This window comes from Arthrobacter liuii (assembly GCF_014639275.1).
Classification (GTDB): Bacteria; Actinomycetota; Actinomycetes; order Actinomycetales; family Micrococcaceae; genus Arthrobacter; species Arthrobacter liuii.
On sequence record NZ_BMFW01000052.1, the window covers coordinates 1 to 14,743 of the forward strand.

At 64.8% G+C, this 14,743-nt stretch carries 12 protein-coding genes and 2 pseudogenes; 11 read left to right on the forward strand and 3 right to left on the reverse strand.

Features of this window, described 5'->3' with window-relative positions:
* Positions 1 to 318 precede the first annotated feature (318 nt).
* Both IEW19_RS22360 and IEW19_RS24400 read left to right on the forward strand, forming a co-directional pair.
* Entirely contained in the window at positions 319 to 1,068 is a 750-nt protein-coding gene (locus IEW19_RS22360; protein ID WP_188573763.1) for an MIP/aquaporin family protein, read from the forward strand.
* Between the two features lie 498 nt (positions 1,069 to 1,566).
* Positions 1,567 to 1,688, forward strand: a pseudogene (locus IEW19_RS24400) (6-phosphofructokinase); the annotation flags it as partial.
* Here the strand turns inward: IEW19_RS24400 and IEW19_RS22365 are convergent.
* The 3 genes and pseudogenes from IEW19_RS22365 to IEW19_RS22375 form a co-directional block, all read right to left on the reverse strand.
* Positions 1,675 to 3,001 (reverse strand): annotated as a pseudogene (locus IEW19_RS22365) (ISL3 family transposase). The pseudogenes IEW19_RS24400 and IEW19_RS22365 overlap by 14 nt on opposite strands.
* A gap of 547 nt (positions 3,002 to 3,548) precedes the next feature.
* The gene (locus tag IEW19_RS22370) at positions 3,549 to 4,361 is read right to left on the reverse strand and encodes a carbon-nitrogen family hydrolase (RefSeq protein ID WP_188573755.1); all 813 of its coding nucleotides are present in this window, start codon (positions 4,359 to 4,361) and stop codon (positions 3,549 to 3,551) included.
* A gap of 624 nt (positions 4,362 to 4,985) precedes the next feature.
* Positions 4,986 to 6,185: an AbrB family transcriptional regulator gene (locus IEW19_RS22375; protein WP_229748685.1), complete on the reverse strand. Its 1,200-nt coding sequence runs from the start codon at positions 6,183 to 6,185 to the stop codon at positions 4,986 to 4,988.
* 471 nt (positions 6,186 to 6,656) lie between these two features.
* Here IEW19_RS22375 and IEW19_RS22380 point away from each other — a divergent pair, with 471 nt between their 5' ends.
* The 9 genes from IEW19_RS22380 (at position 6,657) to IEW19_RS22410 (ending at position 14,579) form a co-directional block, all read left to right on the forward strand.
* Positions 6,657 to 7,766, forward strand: a complete 1,110-nt coding sequence (locus IEW19_RS22380; RefSeq protein WP_188573757.1) for a P-loop NTPase family protein — start codon at positions 6,657 to 6,659, stop codon at positions 7,764 to 7,766.
* Positions 7,763 to 9,433 carry an ABC transporter transmembrane domain-containing protein gene (locus tag IEW19_RS22385; protein ID WP_188573758.1) on the forward strand — a complete coding sequence of 557 codons (1,671 nt, stop codon included), beginning with the start codon at positions 7,763 to 7,765 and terminating at the stop codon, positions 9,431 to 9,433. Before IEW19_RS22380 ends, IEW19_RS22385 begins: the two co-directional genes overlap by 4 nt.
* 159 nt (positions 9,434 to 9,592) lie before the next feature.
* Positions 9,593 to 9,727, forward strand: a complete 135-nt coding sequence (locus IEW19_RS24040; protein ID WP_268236330.1) for a hypothetical protein — start codon at positions 9,593 to 9,595, stop codon at positions 9,725 to 9,727.
* Complete coding sequence (locus tag IEW19_RS24045; protein ID WP_268236331.1) at positions 9,727 to 9,861, forward strand: hypothetical protein; 135 nt, start codon at positions 9,727 to 9,729, stop codon at positions 9,859 to 9,861. Before IEW19_RS24040 ends, IEW19_RS24045 begins: the two co-directional genes overlap by 1 nt.
* A gap of 831 nt (positions 9,862 to 10,692) precedes the next feature.
* Complete coding sequence (locus IEW19_RS22390) at positions 10,693 to 11,271, forward strand: WxL domain-containing protein (RefSeq protein WP_188573759.1); 579 nt, start codon at positions 10,693 to 10,695, stop codon at positions 11,269 to 11,271.
* Positions 11,272 to 11,432: 161 nt separating this feature from the next.
* Complete coding sequence (locus tag IEW19_RS22395) at positions 11,433 to 12,449, forward strand: WxL protein peptidoglycan domain-containing protein (protein WP_229748687.1); 1,017 nt, start codon at positions 11,433 to 11,435, stop codon at positions 12,447 to 12,449.
* Between the two features lie 274 nt (positions 12,450 to 12,723).
* Positions 12,724 to 13,566 (forward strand): EAL domain-containing protein, encoded by an 843-nt coding sequence (locus IEW19_RS22400; RefSeq protein WP_188573760.1) that lies wholly within the window; start codon positions 12,724 to 12,726, stop codon positions 13,564 to 13,566.
* A 207-nt stretch (positions 13,567 to 13,773) separates the two neighbouring features.
* Positions 13,774 to 14,070, forward strand: a complete 297-nt coding sequence (locus IEW19_RS22405) for a hypothetical protein (RefSeq protein ID WP_188573761.1) — start codon at positions 13,774 to 13,776, stop codon at positions 14,068 to 14,070.
* A gap of 47 nt (positions 14,071 to 14,117) precedes the next feature.
* Positions 14,118 to 14,579: a hypothetical protein gene (locus tag IEW19_RS22410; RefSeq protein WP_188573762.1), complete on the forward strand. Its 462-nt coding sequence runs from the start codon at positions 14,118 to 14,120 to the stop codon at positions 14,577 to 14,579.
* The last annotated feature ends 164 nt before the right edge of the window (positions 14,580 to 14,743 follow it).

The following is a 14,743-nucleotide window of genomic DNA, read 5'->3' on the forward strand; positions in this document are numbered from 1 at the left end:
AATCCGGCACACCGGCAGACAAGCAGGTCGAGGAGGTGGTTCCACTTCCCGAACTCGCTGCGGCATAATCAAAACCAGCTGACCCGCACGGTGTCGAGAAACTCCACCACTCAGCGGGACGTGACCAAGGGCCCGCGCTAATTGCCCTCACGGAAGGCACAGGGCGCACTGCAAGATTCCGGGTCAGTTTACTGCCGGGAAACCGACCCGGAATCACGCCGCCGGTCTGGAGGAGAGCAGCCCGGGCATAACTCGCCCTTCGCCAACGGCCGAACATCACTCGAGGTCGGCTGAAATCAAAAAATGAAGGAATCAAAGATGTCTCTTGGAACTATCTTCCTGTCCGAAATATTCGGCACAGGGATGCTGACGTTGCTCGGCTGCGGTGTGGTCGCCAACGTTGCTTTAAAGGGAACGAAGGGTAACAACGGCGGGTTTTTGATGGTCACGTGGGGGTGGGGTATCGCCGTTTTCGCCGCCGTTTTCGCCGCCGCAAAGTCTGGTGCCCACCTAAATCCGTCTGTCACACTGGGCCTTATTATGAACGGGAAGAAGGATTTCGTTCCCGGAATTCCAGTGGACTTCCTTTCGACGATCACCTATTTCGGAGGCGAGCTCATCGGCGCTTTCCTGGGTGCCATAGTCTGCTGGCTGGCCTACAAGCCGCACTTCGACGCGGAGCCGTTGGCGGCCAGCAAACTGGCAGTATTCTCGACCGGCCCAGCCATCCGCTCGACCGGGTGGAACCTGCTTGCCGAGACCATCGGAACCTTCGTGCTGGTTTTCGTCATTCTTACCTTCGGGGGAACTCCGTCCGGACTCGGACCGCTGGCAGTGGCACTTCTGGTGGTCGGTATCGGTCTTTCCCTCGGCGGACCCACGGGCTACGCTATCAACCCCGCACGTGACATAGGCCCACGCATCGCACACGCCATCCTTCCCATCAAGGGCAAGGGCAAAAGTGACTGGTCCTACTCATGGATTCCCATCGTCGGCCCCCTGGTCGGGGGGAGCCTGGCCGGAATCGTGGCCTCCTTCATGCCAATAGTGTTCACGGCCGTAAAGTAACCGTCCGTCAGCAATACGACAAGCTTGCCGAGTGCGAGTGCCAGCTCATGCACGCAAACATCTGCGAGGGCCTACGAGCAGACCGGCGCGCGGACCATCTACATCCCGAACATCGCCGACAGGCCTCATGCTCGACAACACCAAACGCGCCATCGCAGCCGGAGCGCAGGCGCTTATGGCAACCTACGTCGGCTATGGAAGCCTGCAGCCCCTCGCCGAAAGCACGGGGGCCAATCCTTGGCTACTTCGCGGGATCGGCGCCGTACTTCGAGGGCGCGTGCCTGCAGCGGGCGCGAGAGCGATGCGGTCCGCCGTGATGCCACCATGGCTTCGGTTCCGCTCGACCCGGCGGCAGCCAGCAGCCGCGAGCTGGCCCTGGCGCTCGATGGCTGGGGACACTGTGAACGGCACCGACTCGGAAGGAAAGGTCTTCTGAGAGGTGAGGAGAATCAGCGGAAGCAGCAAACCCGGCATCCGGTCTCAGGGCTGGTCCCGACTGTGACCCGGATCGGCATTTTGACCAGAGTGGGGGTGACTGCCCCGGATTGAACACGGTTATCCGTTCGTGCGTGATGCGCGGCATGCACGATTACGGGCCCTTCGCATTTAGGCATGGTTGGTTTGCTTGATTCGGTAGGGCCGGTGGCCGCCAGCGGCCAGTAGGCATCTGAGTCGGTAGTTGGTGAAGTTTCGGAAGCCTCTGGCGATGCGACGTGTGGTTTCGATGACGCCGTTGATCGCTTCGGTGGGCCCCGTCGGAGGCGCCGTCTGTATCGAAGTAGGCCAGGATCGCGCTCTTCCATTGTTTGAGTGTCCGGCCGAGGCGGGCGACTTCGGGGATCGGGCAGGTCGGGAAGGACGCGATGACTTCGTTGACGAGATCCCTGCCCCGCTCCGGCCGGGCGTGATAGATGTTGCGGAGCTTCTGGTAGCACTGCCAGGCGAGGGTGACGTCGTGGTCGGGGTCCCCGAGCGTGAGTTTCGCGTCGAGCCGTGCGGATTGCTTGTCGGAGAGATGTTCAGCTCCGATCTGCAGGGTCCGGCGGATCCCGTAGAGCGGGTCACCCTTGCGTCCACGGTGCCCGAGCGTGTCCTGCTGGACCCGGCGGCGGACCTCGTCGACCATGGCCGATCCGAGTTTGACGACGTGGAAAGCGTCCAGCACCGTGATGGCTTCGGGCAGTTCGTCGCGGATGGCGTTGGCGTAGCCGCGGAAGGGATCCAGCGCCGCTGTCTTGATGCCGGCGGTGAACCCGGCGCCACGGTCTTTGAGCCAGTCGGCGTAGGCCTTCCCGGACCGGCCCGGCACGAGGTCCAGCAGCCGGGCGTGGACCAGGCCGTGGGCGTCGCGTGTGTGGTCCACGATCCCGGTGACCATGCCGGATCCCGGCGGGCCGGTGTGGGACCAGACATGCTCATCGACACCGAGCGCGTTCACCCCTGTCAGTCTGCCACCCGCCGCGATCGCGGCGGGTGGCTTCGGCCTTGATCGCGTCCCAGGCTGTGTGTGCCAGGAGACCCCGAGCTGGTCGGCCAGGGCCGACACCGAGGTGTCGAAACACTGCAGCGCGTCCGTCGCCCAGGCCAGGGCCCGGGCGGTGAGTTTCGCCCGTGGACCGGCCAGCGGGTGCTCTTCACTGAATGTTGTTCTGGGGCAGTCTGGGTCCGGGCATCGCCAAACACGTTTGGCCCACAGCAGCCGCACCGGCCTGCCGAAACACGGAATGTCATGAAGGCGGATCTGCCGCCGTGCGTGGCGGACCGCGACGACGCCGCAGTCCGGACAACCGGCGACTTCCTCGCCGGTTTCGACGCCCAGTACGAGGCCGGTCCCGGTTGCCTTGACGGACCTGACGTAGACGCCCTCGACACCGAGCAGCGCATCCGCGCGCATGCACCAGCGGCCAGCAGAACAAGACATAGAGTTATTCATGTCAGGGCCTCTTTCCCGCCGCACCACGCCGCGCCGAAAGCGGACTACGCTGCGGCGGAAGTTTCAGGCTGCCCTAACCACGCTCATCTGCGAAGGGCCCGATTACGGGTACGAATTCCACCGGCCACGTCTGGGGCATCAGAGATCGCCTCGCCCCGGTTATCGAGGAGCGGACGGGCATCGAGACCCGCTCGACAACGCTCGGGCGCACCCAACGAGGCGGGGCACCGTGTGCAACGGTGACCGACGCCGGCGGACGCTGCGGCATGTCAGGGCGGCGCTGCGCGCTTGGACCGACATGACGTTCTCCGCCCATATCCGACGCTCTGCCCCCTACACTCACGCCATGAGTGTAGGGGCCTCAACCCTCGTGCGTGGACGGTATGCCTTCCTGCTGGCCGAGAAAGATGACTGCGCCTATAACTTGCGAGATGACATCACCCGTCCAGGCTCACCCGATCGAAGTCGTAAGTTTGACCGTCTCGACGGTGTCCGCAACGTCCAACGTCAAAGTTTCCGCGGTGGTCTTTATTGTGTTCTTTCCCGGTCAGCGGCCAAGGCCCGAATAGTCTGTGAGTCGGCCGGGGATGACAGGGAACTCCCGGCGGGTGGCCTGGACAAGGCCGGGATCGATGCTGACACGCAGCACCTCTTCGTCGGATCCTGCTTCCGCCACGACGCGGCCTGCCGGGTCCACAACACGGCTGGTACCCCCAAGCTCAACACCCTTCTGGGTGCCTGCTGCGTTGCAGGCGAGAAGGAAGACCTGGTGCTCGAGAGCGCGTGCGGACGTCAGGAGCCTCCAGTGCTCCAGTCGTTCTGCTGGCCACGCGGCAGGGACGACGACGATCTCCGCTCCGCGGACGCTCAGCTCGGACCATAACCCCGGGAAACGCAGATCAAAGCAAGTTGTTCCCGCCATCTTTCCGAACGGCGTGTGCACGACCGGAAGAGACGTTCCAGGTGTGAGCAGATCGGCTTCGAGGGACTTATAGCCGAAGACATGAATCTTGGAGTAACGATGAGCGACCTTGCCCTCCGGATCAACAAGGACCGAGGTGTTACGCAGTACCGGCGAACTTCCGGAAACACCGCCCTTAGCCTGCTCGATAATGCTCCCAACATGCACATAGGTCCCGAGGTCCTTGGCCACGGCTGCGCACATGGCCACCGTCGGCCCGTCCACCGTTTCGGCACGTTCCCCGTACTGCTCGAAGTGGAAATAGCCTGCGCTCCAAAGTTCCGGGAGAACGATAAGATCCGGTCGGCGCTGTGCACGCAGTATCGCCTCTGCGCGCTCAATGCGCTGGCCCTGGGTTTCGTTGTCCGGGCTGGACAACTGGACGAGTGCAATCTCCATGGGTACTCCCTGTATATCCGGACGCAGCGGCCACCCGTCGGCCTAGCTTTGGTTTGCGTGGTGGGCATGGCTTTGAGGACGGTGAGTGTGGCGTCGAGAATCCTCGGCGGTCATGGGGGTGGCGAAGCTGTTGCTGGTTCTTTCCACGAGTCGGATGCTCGCGCCGGAATTCTAGCGTGGGTCCGCGGGATGTCCAAGGAGATTTCCGCGGTGCTCTGCGCGGCGTTGAGGGCCGTGGTGGCCGAGGCGAGCTGCTCTTTGTCCTTGAGGGCTGACCTGGTTGGCTGCCTCAGGTCCCTCTTTCTGGGCCCAAGCCAAGACGCCCGGTGTCAGGTTTGGGTGTGCCTTTGCTGGGGCAGAGAAGGGTTCGTGAGTGTTCTTGTAACTTCGTGGAGGAGGCCTGTCCGATCTTCTGTTGCCGCCTGGGCTTCGTTTGCTCTCAGCGTTTTCGAACGGCTTCTGGTTCTGCGCCGCAAGCCGGGGGGTTCTTGACGTGGGTTGGTGGCGGCCTCGTCGGGTTGTTGCAGGTGGGGTTGCCCGGTTGCCGGATTTCGGTGGTGGCTCCGGGAGGGGGCCCAGTGAGTGATTCGCAGCAGGTCCGTTTTGCAGGTCGTCCTGCCGGGGTCAGGAGACGGCTGATTCGGTCACTATCGGGAGTTGCTTGGAGGCGGCGGGCTCGGGTTTCAGTGCTGGCGTTCTCTTGCGGGCCAGCCAACTGATGATCGGTGGGGTTACGAGCATCACGATGAGGAGGCGCGTGCTTTGGACGGTCGAAATGGCGGGGAGGTTCGTATCCATGGACGCAGCCGTGGCCAGCACCGCGTTGATGCCGCCCGGCGTCGTCGCGAGGTAGGCGTCGATTAGGGGAAGGCCAAGGGCTGCCGAGAACGCCCAGGCCAAGGCCCCGCAGCCGAGGCAGACTGCCATGATCCAGAGCGACACGTGGGGGAAGAGCCTGCCGATGTTCCACACGGAGGCCCAGGTGAACCGCAGGCCTACTTCAAGGCCGACCAGTGTGAAGAGAAGGCTGCGCAGCACGCCGTCCGGCGCGAAGCCTTGGGCGGTTCCCGTGAAGACAAACAGTGCAGTTATGACCATCGGCCCGAGTAGAGCGGGGGCTGGTAACGAGAGGCGTTGGCCGGCTGTGACCCCGAGGAGGCAGACGGCGGCCAGCATCAGCAGGCCCGGGAGTTGATGCGTCCCTTGTGATAGGTGCAGGATCCGGTGGGGATCGGCCCAGAGCGGCGCGCCCCCAGAGCTCGCGTTCCCATCGGTGGGCGGGTGCATGGCGGTGGCTACCAGGGGCGCCGTGAAAGCCACCAGGGCCACGCGGAGGTACTGCACGAAGGCAACGAGCCGGGAGTCGGCACCCAGATCCTCTGCGGCAGCGACGATGGCCGCGGAACCGCCAGGCACCAGGCTCAGCGCACCTTCAGCAAGACTTACACGACCCCATCTGGACAGGAGAGCTCCGGCCATGAGACACAGCCCGATGGTCAGGACGGTCACCGCCGTCATCGGCAAGGCCGCGGCACCATCTGACTGCAAGGCCGCCGGGGTGACGTAGCTGCCCATCAGGACGCCGATACCGGCCTGCGAGGCCACCGCTGCTCGCTTGGGCAGTTGCCGCTTCACTACCCCTGAGAGGGCTGCAGCAGCACCGGCCACGAGCGCCACCAGCAGATGAGGCGCCGGGAGGTCAAGGACCGAAGCGGCCTCGCCCAGGACGAAGACAGTCCCTCCGAGCGCCAGCCACAAGGCCGTAGACGCCACACCATGCCGCCCGTGCGCCCCGATCGGACGGCGCCGCATTTGCCATTGCATTGTCCCCTTTGCCCGCGACATTGTCTCGGCAATTCCCGTCCCTCGACCGCACATGGATCCCCCCCGGGGTTAGCTGCACCGGGAGCGCTAGCGTTTGGACATGATTGACTTTCCGGGCCGGAGCTGACGGACGAGGAAATTGAGGGCCAATTCCGGTCCCGGTTTGGGTGAAGGTTGATGGGCAGGCAGTAAGGTAGGCCACTCCCGTCGGCTGCGCAGCGATGGGGGCCGATGCAACGTCCCGCAGTGCCGCCGGTAACCGAGCCGACTGCCTCTGGTGGATGTTTTTCCGCTGCTGTTGGTGGCAGTCCCGGTGTGGTGTGAGTATTTGCGCAGGAATGACTGGGATTTAAGACATGGAAATGGTTGTTGAATTAGGCTTCGTTGGAAGCCGGTGGCTGGGCGGGCTGACTTCCCTGGTTCCCGATCCGGTGCGTCCATGTATTTCCTGAGTTTTTGAAAGGCACTGCTGTGAGCATTCCTACGAATTTCCCTGCGGGCACTCGTCAGGAAAGGCCCGAGCAGAGCAGCATCGGGCAGCGGTTGTTGTCTGCCAAGAAGGCCTACACGACCCGGTTCCTGGCCGATGCGCTGGAGGCTGATGCGTCCGGTTACCGGTTGCTTAGCGGCCCGGATGTGATTCCCGTGCCGGGGGACATCGTTCTGGCCCGGGTGGAGCGTATCGGTCAGCTCCCGCGGTTGGAAAGCCCTGTTTCGCGGCGGCAGGCGCTCTTTGTCGGGGACGAGGTCCTGGTGGCCTACGCCAACCGTTACGCCCCGGACCAGGTCCTGGCCGAGGTCCCGGACAGTCTTGGACCGTGCCACCTGGTCGCGGCCGGGGGCCTGGCGGGGATGGTCACGGTAAGCCACGGGGCCGTGGGCAGGCCGACTCAGCTGGCCCCGGTCGGGCTCCTCGCCAACAGTCAGGGCAGGCTGAATCTGAAGGGGTTCGCTCCTTACGCGCTGGACCCGGATGCTGAGCCGAGGGTCCGCCCCCACGTGGTCGCTGTTCTTGGAACCTCGATGAACTCGGGCAAGTCCACGGCGGCTGCGTGCCTGATCAGAGGCCTGACCAGTGCCGGGCTGCGTGTCGTTGCGGGGAAGATCACCGGCACCGGGGCCGGCGGGGACCCCCGCCTGTTCCATGACGCGGGAGCGGTGAAGGTCCTGGACTTCACCGACTACGGCTACCCGACCACATTCCGGGTGGAGACGGCGGAACTGGGCAGCCTCGCAGCGAGCATGGTGAACGCCCTCGCAGCACAGGGCCCGGAGGTGATCGTGGTTGAGATCGCCGACGGTGTCTACCAGGGCGAGACCCGGCACCTGCTCAATTCGGGCGTCCTGCACACCCTGGTGGACAGCGTCCTGTTCGCAGCCGCTGACGCGCTTGGGGCCTTCGCCGGGGTGGAGCTGCTGCGCGCTGCCGGCCATGCACCGGCCGCGGTGTCCGGGATGCTTACTGTTTCCCCGCTGGCCGCCGCTGAGGCCGCCGCCGAGCTGGACGTGCCCGTGCTGGGAACCTACGAACTCACCAGCGCCGAGACCGCGATGCGGTTCCTGGCCCCCGCACACCAGTGACCGGCCGGCAGGCCCTGCCCGGTGGGCAGGCCCTCCCGAAGTTCTTCGCTCCCGGGCGCCGCGGGCGCCTCACCGCCCTGGCGGGCATCAGTGTGACGGCAGGGCTCCTGGCAGCCGGGACCGCGCGGCTTGTCTCGCTGCTCTCCCACGGACATGACCCGGCAGGGGCCATCCTGTTGGTGGGAGGGCTGGTGGGACTGGTTGCTGCGACTTTCGGGCTGCGGGTGTTCGAACGCCGCCTGGCCGAGAAGCTCGGGCAGGACTACGTGCACGAGATACGCAAGGAGCTCATCCGCGGCGCCTTGGGACCGGGCCGTAGTCCTTCCCTCGGCATCACCATTGCCAGGACGAGCAACGACCTCAACAGTGTCCGGAACTGGGTCACCCACGGTATCGCCGGAGCGGTCTCCGGGGTTCCCCTGATCCTCATACTCACAGCCTCCCTCTGGCTCATGGCCCCTCCTCTGGCCCTGGCGGTAATGGTGCCGCTGATTGGCGCCGTGACACTCCTGGCTTTCCTCTCCCGACCCACCTACGACAAAGCAAGGGCACTCCGGAAGGCGCGCGGACGCCTGGCAGGGCAGATCACCGACACGGTCAACGCCGCGACAGCCGTCCGGGCCGCCGGCGGGGAAGATCGTGAGCTCGGCCGGGTCGACAGGCTCGGCCGAGAGGTCGCAGCCGCGGCCATCGACCGGGCAACCCTGGCCGGCTCCCTGCGGGCCAGCGCGATCGGCGCAGCGTCAACCACGGCCGTGGCGGTGGCGGCCACCGGCGCTTTCACCGGAATGGACTCCGGACTCATCGCCGCGGCTTTGACCGTGGTGAGCATGATCGCCGCCCCGGTCCACGACCTCGGACGCATCGTCGAATATCGTCAGAGCTACCGCGCCGCGTGCAGGAGCATCGCCCCCGCCCTCAGCCGTCCGGCCGCCGACACCACCCCCGACAATAGTGTCGATGGCGACTTCGCTGGCCTGGTCGTTGCCGGTCTGGACGTCGACGGGATCACGATGCCCGGGATCAGCGCGGCTCCAGGAGAAACCATCCTCCTCGAGACACCAGACCACGCATACACGGAAATGGTTTTTGCCGCTCTCCTGGGACTGCACCCGGCCGGACTCCACCCCGGCGCCCGCATCGTCCTCAATGGCAGGAACGTGCCCGCGATGAATTCCCCGGAGCGCCGCCAAAGCATTGGGTACGCCGCCCGGGGCCTGGCCCTCGAAAGAGGCCAGCTCCGCCGCGCCCTCCGCTACCGCAGCCCGGACGCCGACGACGCCCTGTACGCGACCGCCATCAACCGGGCCGGGCTGGGCGCGACAATCGCCCGGCTGCCCAAGGGCGAGCTGACCGTGCTCCGGCGCGGCGGGGAACCACTCAGCACACCCGAACGGGCAAAGATCCAGATCGCACGCGCAACCCTCGGGAACCCGCCCCTGCTGCTGCTCAACCATATCGACGCCGACCTGGACCCGCAGGGCATGACCGCCCTCCGGGACATCCTCACCAACTACCCCGGCATCATCATCGCAGCCACCGACGATTCCTCCCTGCTGCCTCACCCGCACCGAACCTGGCCAGGGCACCACCACAAACCGCCGCCATCAGACAAGCGGCATCCCGTGCACCTGGAGACCTCTCACAGAGGCCACACCCCAAAGTAGCGCCGCCGCCCAGCAGCCACGGCTGGCGTTTCCATCCCGTCCCAGGCCGGGGTGACGGTAAACGGCAGCCCTCGAAATCGACGGGTTATACGGGCTATACCCACTGGGGCCGGCGGGGCCCCACCGTCGGAGCGCCCCGCCGACACGAGGAGACCGACCGTGAGATGTGTGCCCGTGCTCGTCGAAGACCACATGAATGACGGTGACAACTGGACGGAGGCCATCAGCGAACACGGTTGCGCCGTGATCCCCTGGTGGGGGCTGTACTGGCTGGGACCTTGGCCAATGGCCTGATGTCATGGTCCGCCGCCGGGATCCGCACGGCCCAGCAGATCGGCGACCCGTCCGGCGCGGCCACCTACCGCGGAGGCCGCGTACAAACGACCTTCCACCTGGTCAAGGCCATGTTCCGGGCCGCGATCAGCTGACACTTCTTTCACGGGAAGAAAGGGCAGGGCCCGAGGACTTGCCCGAAGCCGACCGGGGACTTGCCTGGCCCCGGCACCTTCCGGGGGCAGACCCGTGCGGTTACTGTCCGCTGATGGCTGTGCTGGCGTACTGGGGGTTTCGCCCTCGGGTCACGTTGTCTTGGGCTTAACAGTACGGTCGGTGTGCGGGTGGTTGCTGATTTTTTGACTGAAGCCGGACGGTGTGATCGGTGGGGGAGGGTTTTGATGGTATTGTCCCAGCTTTTGCACAGGATTGGGCATGAATCCTATTTTGAAGCGGGAGTGGAGTCTAGTCTCGTTAGGGAAAGGTAAGACGCCCCGGGCCGGATCGTTTGGGTTCCCGCAGCCTGTGGGGGTTGGTCTTTTTCGTTTGCATGCCGGTTCTCCGGCATGTGGCCCGGGTGTGTGATGATCCGGGTTCTCACCCAAGGTCTCAGCCAAAGGTCTCAACCTCATGATTTCTCCTTCCCGCGCTGCGTTGGTCGGCGCTCCTGACGTCCGGTGTCCTGTGGCGACGCCGTCCGTGTTACCTCTCTCTTGGCCGGCGCCGCCTGGGCGCCGATCGTGTGCAGGGGACTGGCCCGGAGGACCGCAGCAGCTGCGGTGATGGTGGCCGTGCGGTCATGGGACCGCTGAAGCGTGGCCCCAGTTAGCACTGGTTGAGTGCTTCCCCTAACCGTTGTCACCGGCCCCTTGGGGCTGGTTGGCGCGTACAGGCGCATCTCTCCTGCCCTGGTGGGCAGGGTCCGAGCTGGAGCCTGGCCATGCATACCCGATGCCCCTTGGGTGTGTATTTATCCCATGCAGTACATGCGAAAAATTTCCAAGGTCTCAGCCCTTATTGCCGTTGTTGGTATTTCCCTCGCTGCCGGGCTGGCCCCGGCCTCGGCGGACACGGTCAACTCCACGGTTTCCGGTGCCAGCCTCTCTGCCACGACCGCGGCCCCGGCGTTGTCGGCCGTGACCCTGAACGGCACCAGCACCCAGACCTCCACCGGCACCTCGACGGCGTGGAGTCTGACGGACGCCCGCGGTACCGGTGCGGCCTGGACCGTTTCGGCCAGCGCCACGGACTTCACCAGCGCCGCCGGCACGGCCGAAACCGTGGTCCGTACGATCACAGCACCGAACCTGACCATCACCCCGGGTACGGTCACGGCAGCAGCGGGCGCTGATCCCGCGACGGGTATCACGGCCCCGGCGCTGGTCATGTCCACCACCTCGCAGGCCCTGATTTCGGCTACCGGGCCGCACAAGGGCACGTACAACGTGACACCGTCCTTCAGCCTGTCGATCCCGGCGAACGCCTACCGGTCCAACTACGCCGGTGTGGTCGGTTCCAGCGCGCTGAACCCCTACACCTCCACCATCACCTACACCATCGCCTAATAAAGGGCACAAACCCCGCCGTGTCCCTGCCCTGATCCCCGTTTCCGGGAAGGTCAGGGCAGGGACACAGCAACTCCCGCTGCCATCGCGTCCCTTGCCACGTCCCGTCCCTGATCCAGGTTTTACTGCCTGGTTCTGATTGAGTTGAAGGATTCTTTGTTGTGACCCCGCCATCTTTTTTTAGCCGCGGCCGCGGACCGGTCCGCATGGTTCTGTGCCTGGTCCTGCTGGTGCTGGCCGTGTTCTCGACGACGGGGCAGGCGTTCGCGGTCGATGACGGTACCGTTGGGATCCGCCCGGCCCATGAATCGGATTTCTTCCACATCTCCCTCTACCCGGGGTCGGCGATCGATGCCGAAGCTGTCGTCGCGAACCATTCCCAGGCGCCGGTGACCCTCCTGAACTACCCGGTAGATGGTCAGACCACCCCTCAGGGCGGGTTCGCCCTGGCCGCCCAGACCGACCCGCAGAAAGGGATCGGCGCGTGGGTAAGTCTGAAGACCGATCACCTGACCATTCCCGCCAATTCGGAAGTTAAGGTTCCTTTCCGTCTCACCGTGCCCGCCGGCACACCGCCGGGGGACTACGCGGGTGCCTTGATCATCCAGAGCCCGCCCGTGCAGGGAAAGACATCGACCGTCAACGGGGATACCTCGGTCCGCATCGACGTGGTCCAGCGCCAGGGGGTGAGGATCTATCTCAATGTCGCCGGTACCGCCGTGAAGTCCCTTACGCACGGGGATCTGTCATGGCAGCAGAACGGCAGCGATCTGGCCCTGACCCTTCCTGTACGGAACACGGGCAACACGATCCTGCACCCCACCGCCGAACTCGCTCTCACCGGCTGGCCGATCAGTGACACAAGCGTGAAATTCGATACCCCCGAGAGTCTCCTGCCCGGCAGCAGCATTGACCTGCACGCCACCGTGGCCCAGGTGCCGGCAGCGATGAACGCTGACGCCCAGGCGCGCCTGGAATCCGAGGCCGGCAGCGATCAGGCAAGCACGCATATCCTTTACGCCCCTTGGCTCATCCTTGGCATCGCGCTGTTGGTCCTCGCCGGCATCTCTTACGGGGTGTGGCGCGGGCTGCGGCTTGTCCGCTCCGCCCGGGCCGTTCTGGCCCAAACCCAAACCGCTCCCGAAGCGGTCGCCGGGCGCCACCGCCAGGACGCCTGAACCAGACGCAAACGTTGCAGACGAAGCTCACGTCACCCCCAAATAAAGACCGTCCGGGGAGATGCTAAATCGGTGATCTTGACCCGAAATTGATCCAAAAACCGTGAACCCTTGAGGGAAGAAGACGAACATGGACCCTGCCAGGAATGAGACCTTGGCAATGGCAGCAGGACAGGGCCCGTCCTGCTCCGGAGAGTCCCCGGCCCCAAAGCCGGGGACTCTTCCCCAATCAGCACCACGGACGCCAACACGGGGCGGTCCGGATGCGGAATTCATGGACATGCCTGCCAACGGCCGAAATATACCGGACGGCGGGTACCGGCGGGAGCAGGAAAGCGCAATCGTCACGGCGATACTTGAGGCCGAGTCGATCCTGACCGCATTCCAACCGATCATTGGACTGCAGGAACATCGACGGTTCGGGGTGGAGGCGTTGACCCGATTCCCTGCCGGAACCGGGACCCCGGACACGGTGTTCCACTCCGCGCACGCTGTGGGCCTGGGCACAGACCTCGAGGTCCTGGCTATGCGCAGTGCAATCAACTTCCTGCCGCTGATCCCTGAGGGACAGTATCTGGCGGTGAACCTGAGCCCCACGGCGGCCTTTGACCTCTCAGCCTGGATCCAAGACGAGGCGGACGTGGACTTGGCCCGGTTGGTCGTTGAACTGACCGAAGAGACTGCCGTTGATTACTATCCGGCTCTTCGGAGCCGTCTGGCACCCATGCGGGAGCGGGGCTTGCGTCTGGCCATCGATGATGCCGGCGCTGGCTACTCCTCACTGCTGCCCATCGTGGAACTTCAGCCGGACATCATCAAGATCGATAAGTCCCTGGTCGGTGGCATCGCTGCTGATCATGCCCGCCGCAGCGCTATCCGGGCGATAGTCGGCCTGGCCCAGGACCTTGATGCGGCGACCGTTGCCGAAGGAATCGAAACCATCGCTGACCTAAACACCGCCCGCGATCTGGGCATCACCTGCGGCCAAGGCTATCTATTGGGCCGTCCCAGTACTGATCCAGCCACCCTGAACTCCGAACCCGTCCCACACGCCACCACCGGGGCAGCGGACCTCAGGAACCCGAGGGCCACCCGGCGAAGTACAGTGCCGGTGTAAGGGACCGACCCGGGTGTGAGTAGCCGGGGTTTATGCTGATGGAAGTCCCCAAAAGTTGGTTCAGGACAACCCGGCACCGGAAAGACCGCCCCGGGTTTTTCCGTCCGGACCAAGGACAACACGTCCGCTAGAACCAGGTGCCGGATGAGAATGAAAACCGTCAGTATGCGGGCCAGCGCCTGCACGGGAACAGAATGAGGAGAAACGTTGCCCATCCCCGCCCCCGAGGTGCACACGATTGTCCGAGACGCCCACGGAGTCCTTACCGTGGTCGCCGAAGACCCGGAAGCAGTCCAGGATGGTCTGGACCGTGCCGTGGAGCAGATCCGCGCCGCTGCCGGCCCTGTGAACCCCCGCGGGATCCTGATCACTCGCCGGAGCCGGTCCCTGTTCACCGTGGAGGCCACCCCGGACGTGCCATACGGGATGACGATGGAGAAAGACCGCTGGCATCGCCCGGGCACGTATTCTGCTGCAGAAACCGGGGACGGGAGGGACCGGTGAGCGAGGGACTGAACCAAGGCGCCAGAGATGTTTGGTGGACCGACCCGATGACACTGCGCGACGTTGTCCTGGATCAGGAGGCGATGGAGGCCCGCCTGGCCACGTGCCCGGCTCTGGAACGGGTGTGGATCCTCTGTCTGCTGGACCGGGCCCAGGAAGCCATCAGGGAAGGCCAGGAACTGCTGAATGCTGCATCGGACCGTCTGCGTCCCTTGCTGGTGCTCGCCCAGGCCTACCAGCGGCAATACTCCTGGCACGACGCCGCCCGGCTGCAGGAAGAAGCCCTGCGGCTGGCCCGCACACGCGCCCGTGAAGCATTGGTCCGCCACCAGATAGGGCGTCGTCTATTCGATGAAACCCGCTATCGGGAAGCGGCAGCAGAATTTGAATGGGCCCGCGACCTCTACCGCAGCACCGGGCAGCGTGAACACCTCGTCCAAGCCTGCCAACAAGCACTGACAAGAGCCAGGGAACTGAGTCGCACAAACCCCACCAGCACGCCCGCGTAAGGAACAGAAGAAGCCTGCCCAGCCCAAAATATCGTTCACCCGGGACTGTCCGTTTTTCGGTGGATCCGCCGTTGGCGTTTTAGTTGATTCTTCCGTCGAAGCTGATGGCGAAGGCGTTCAGTGCCGGCTTCCATCGTGTGGCCCATCGTGCCCTGCCTTTGCCG

What these genes read in the sequence shown, in the direction of transcription:
- IEW19_RS22360 (WP_188573763.1), top strand. Translation starts at nt 319, where the DNA reads ATGTCTCTTGGAACTATCTTCCTGTCCGAAATATTCGGCACAGGGATG.
- IEW19_RS22370 (WP_188573755.1), bottom strand. Translation starts at nt 4,361, where the DNA reads ATGGAGATTGCACTCGTCCAGTTGTCCAGCCCGGACAACGAAACCCAG.
- IEW19_RS22375 (WP_229748685.1), bottom strand. Translation starts at nt 6,185, where the DNA reads ATGCAATGGCAAATGCGGCGCCGTCCGATCGGGGCGCACGGGCGGCAT.
- IEW19_RS24045 (WP_268236331.1), top strand. Translation starts at nt 9,727, where the DNA reads ATGTCATGGTCCGCCGCCGGGATCCGCACGGCCCAGCAGATCGGCGAC.
- IEW19_RS22390 (WP_188573759.1), top strand. Translation starts at nt 10,693, where the DNA reads ATGCGAAAAATTTCCAAGGTCTCAGCCCTTATTGCCGTTGTTGGTATT.
- IEW19_RS22400 (WP_188573760.1), top strand. Translation starts at nt 12,724, where the DNA reads ATGGACATGCCTGCCAACGGCCGAAATATACCGGACGGCGGGTACCGG.
- IEW19_RS22410 (WP_188573762.1), top strand. Translation starts at nt 14,118, where the DNA reads ATGACACTGCGCGACGTTGTCCTGGATCAGGAGGCGATGGAGGCCCGC.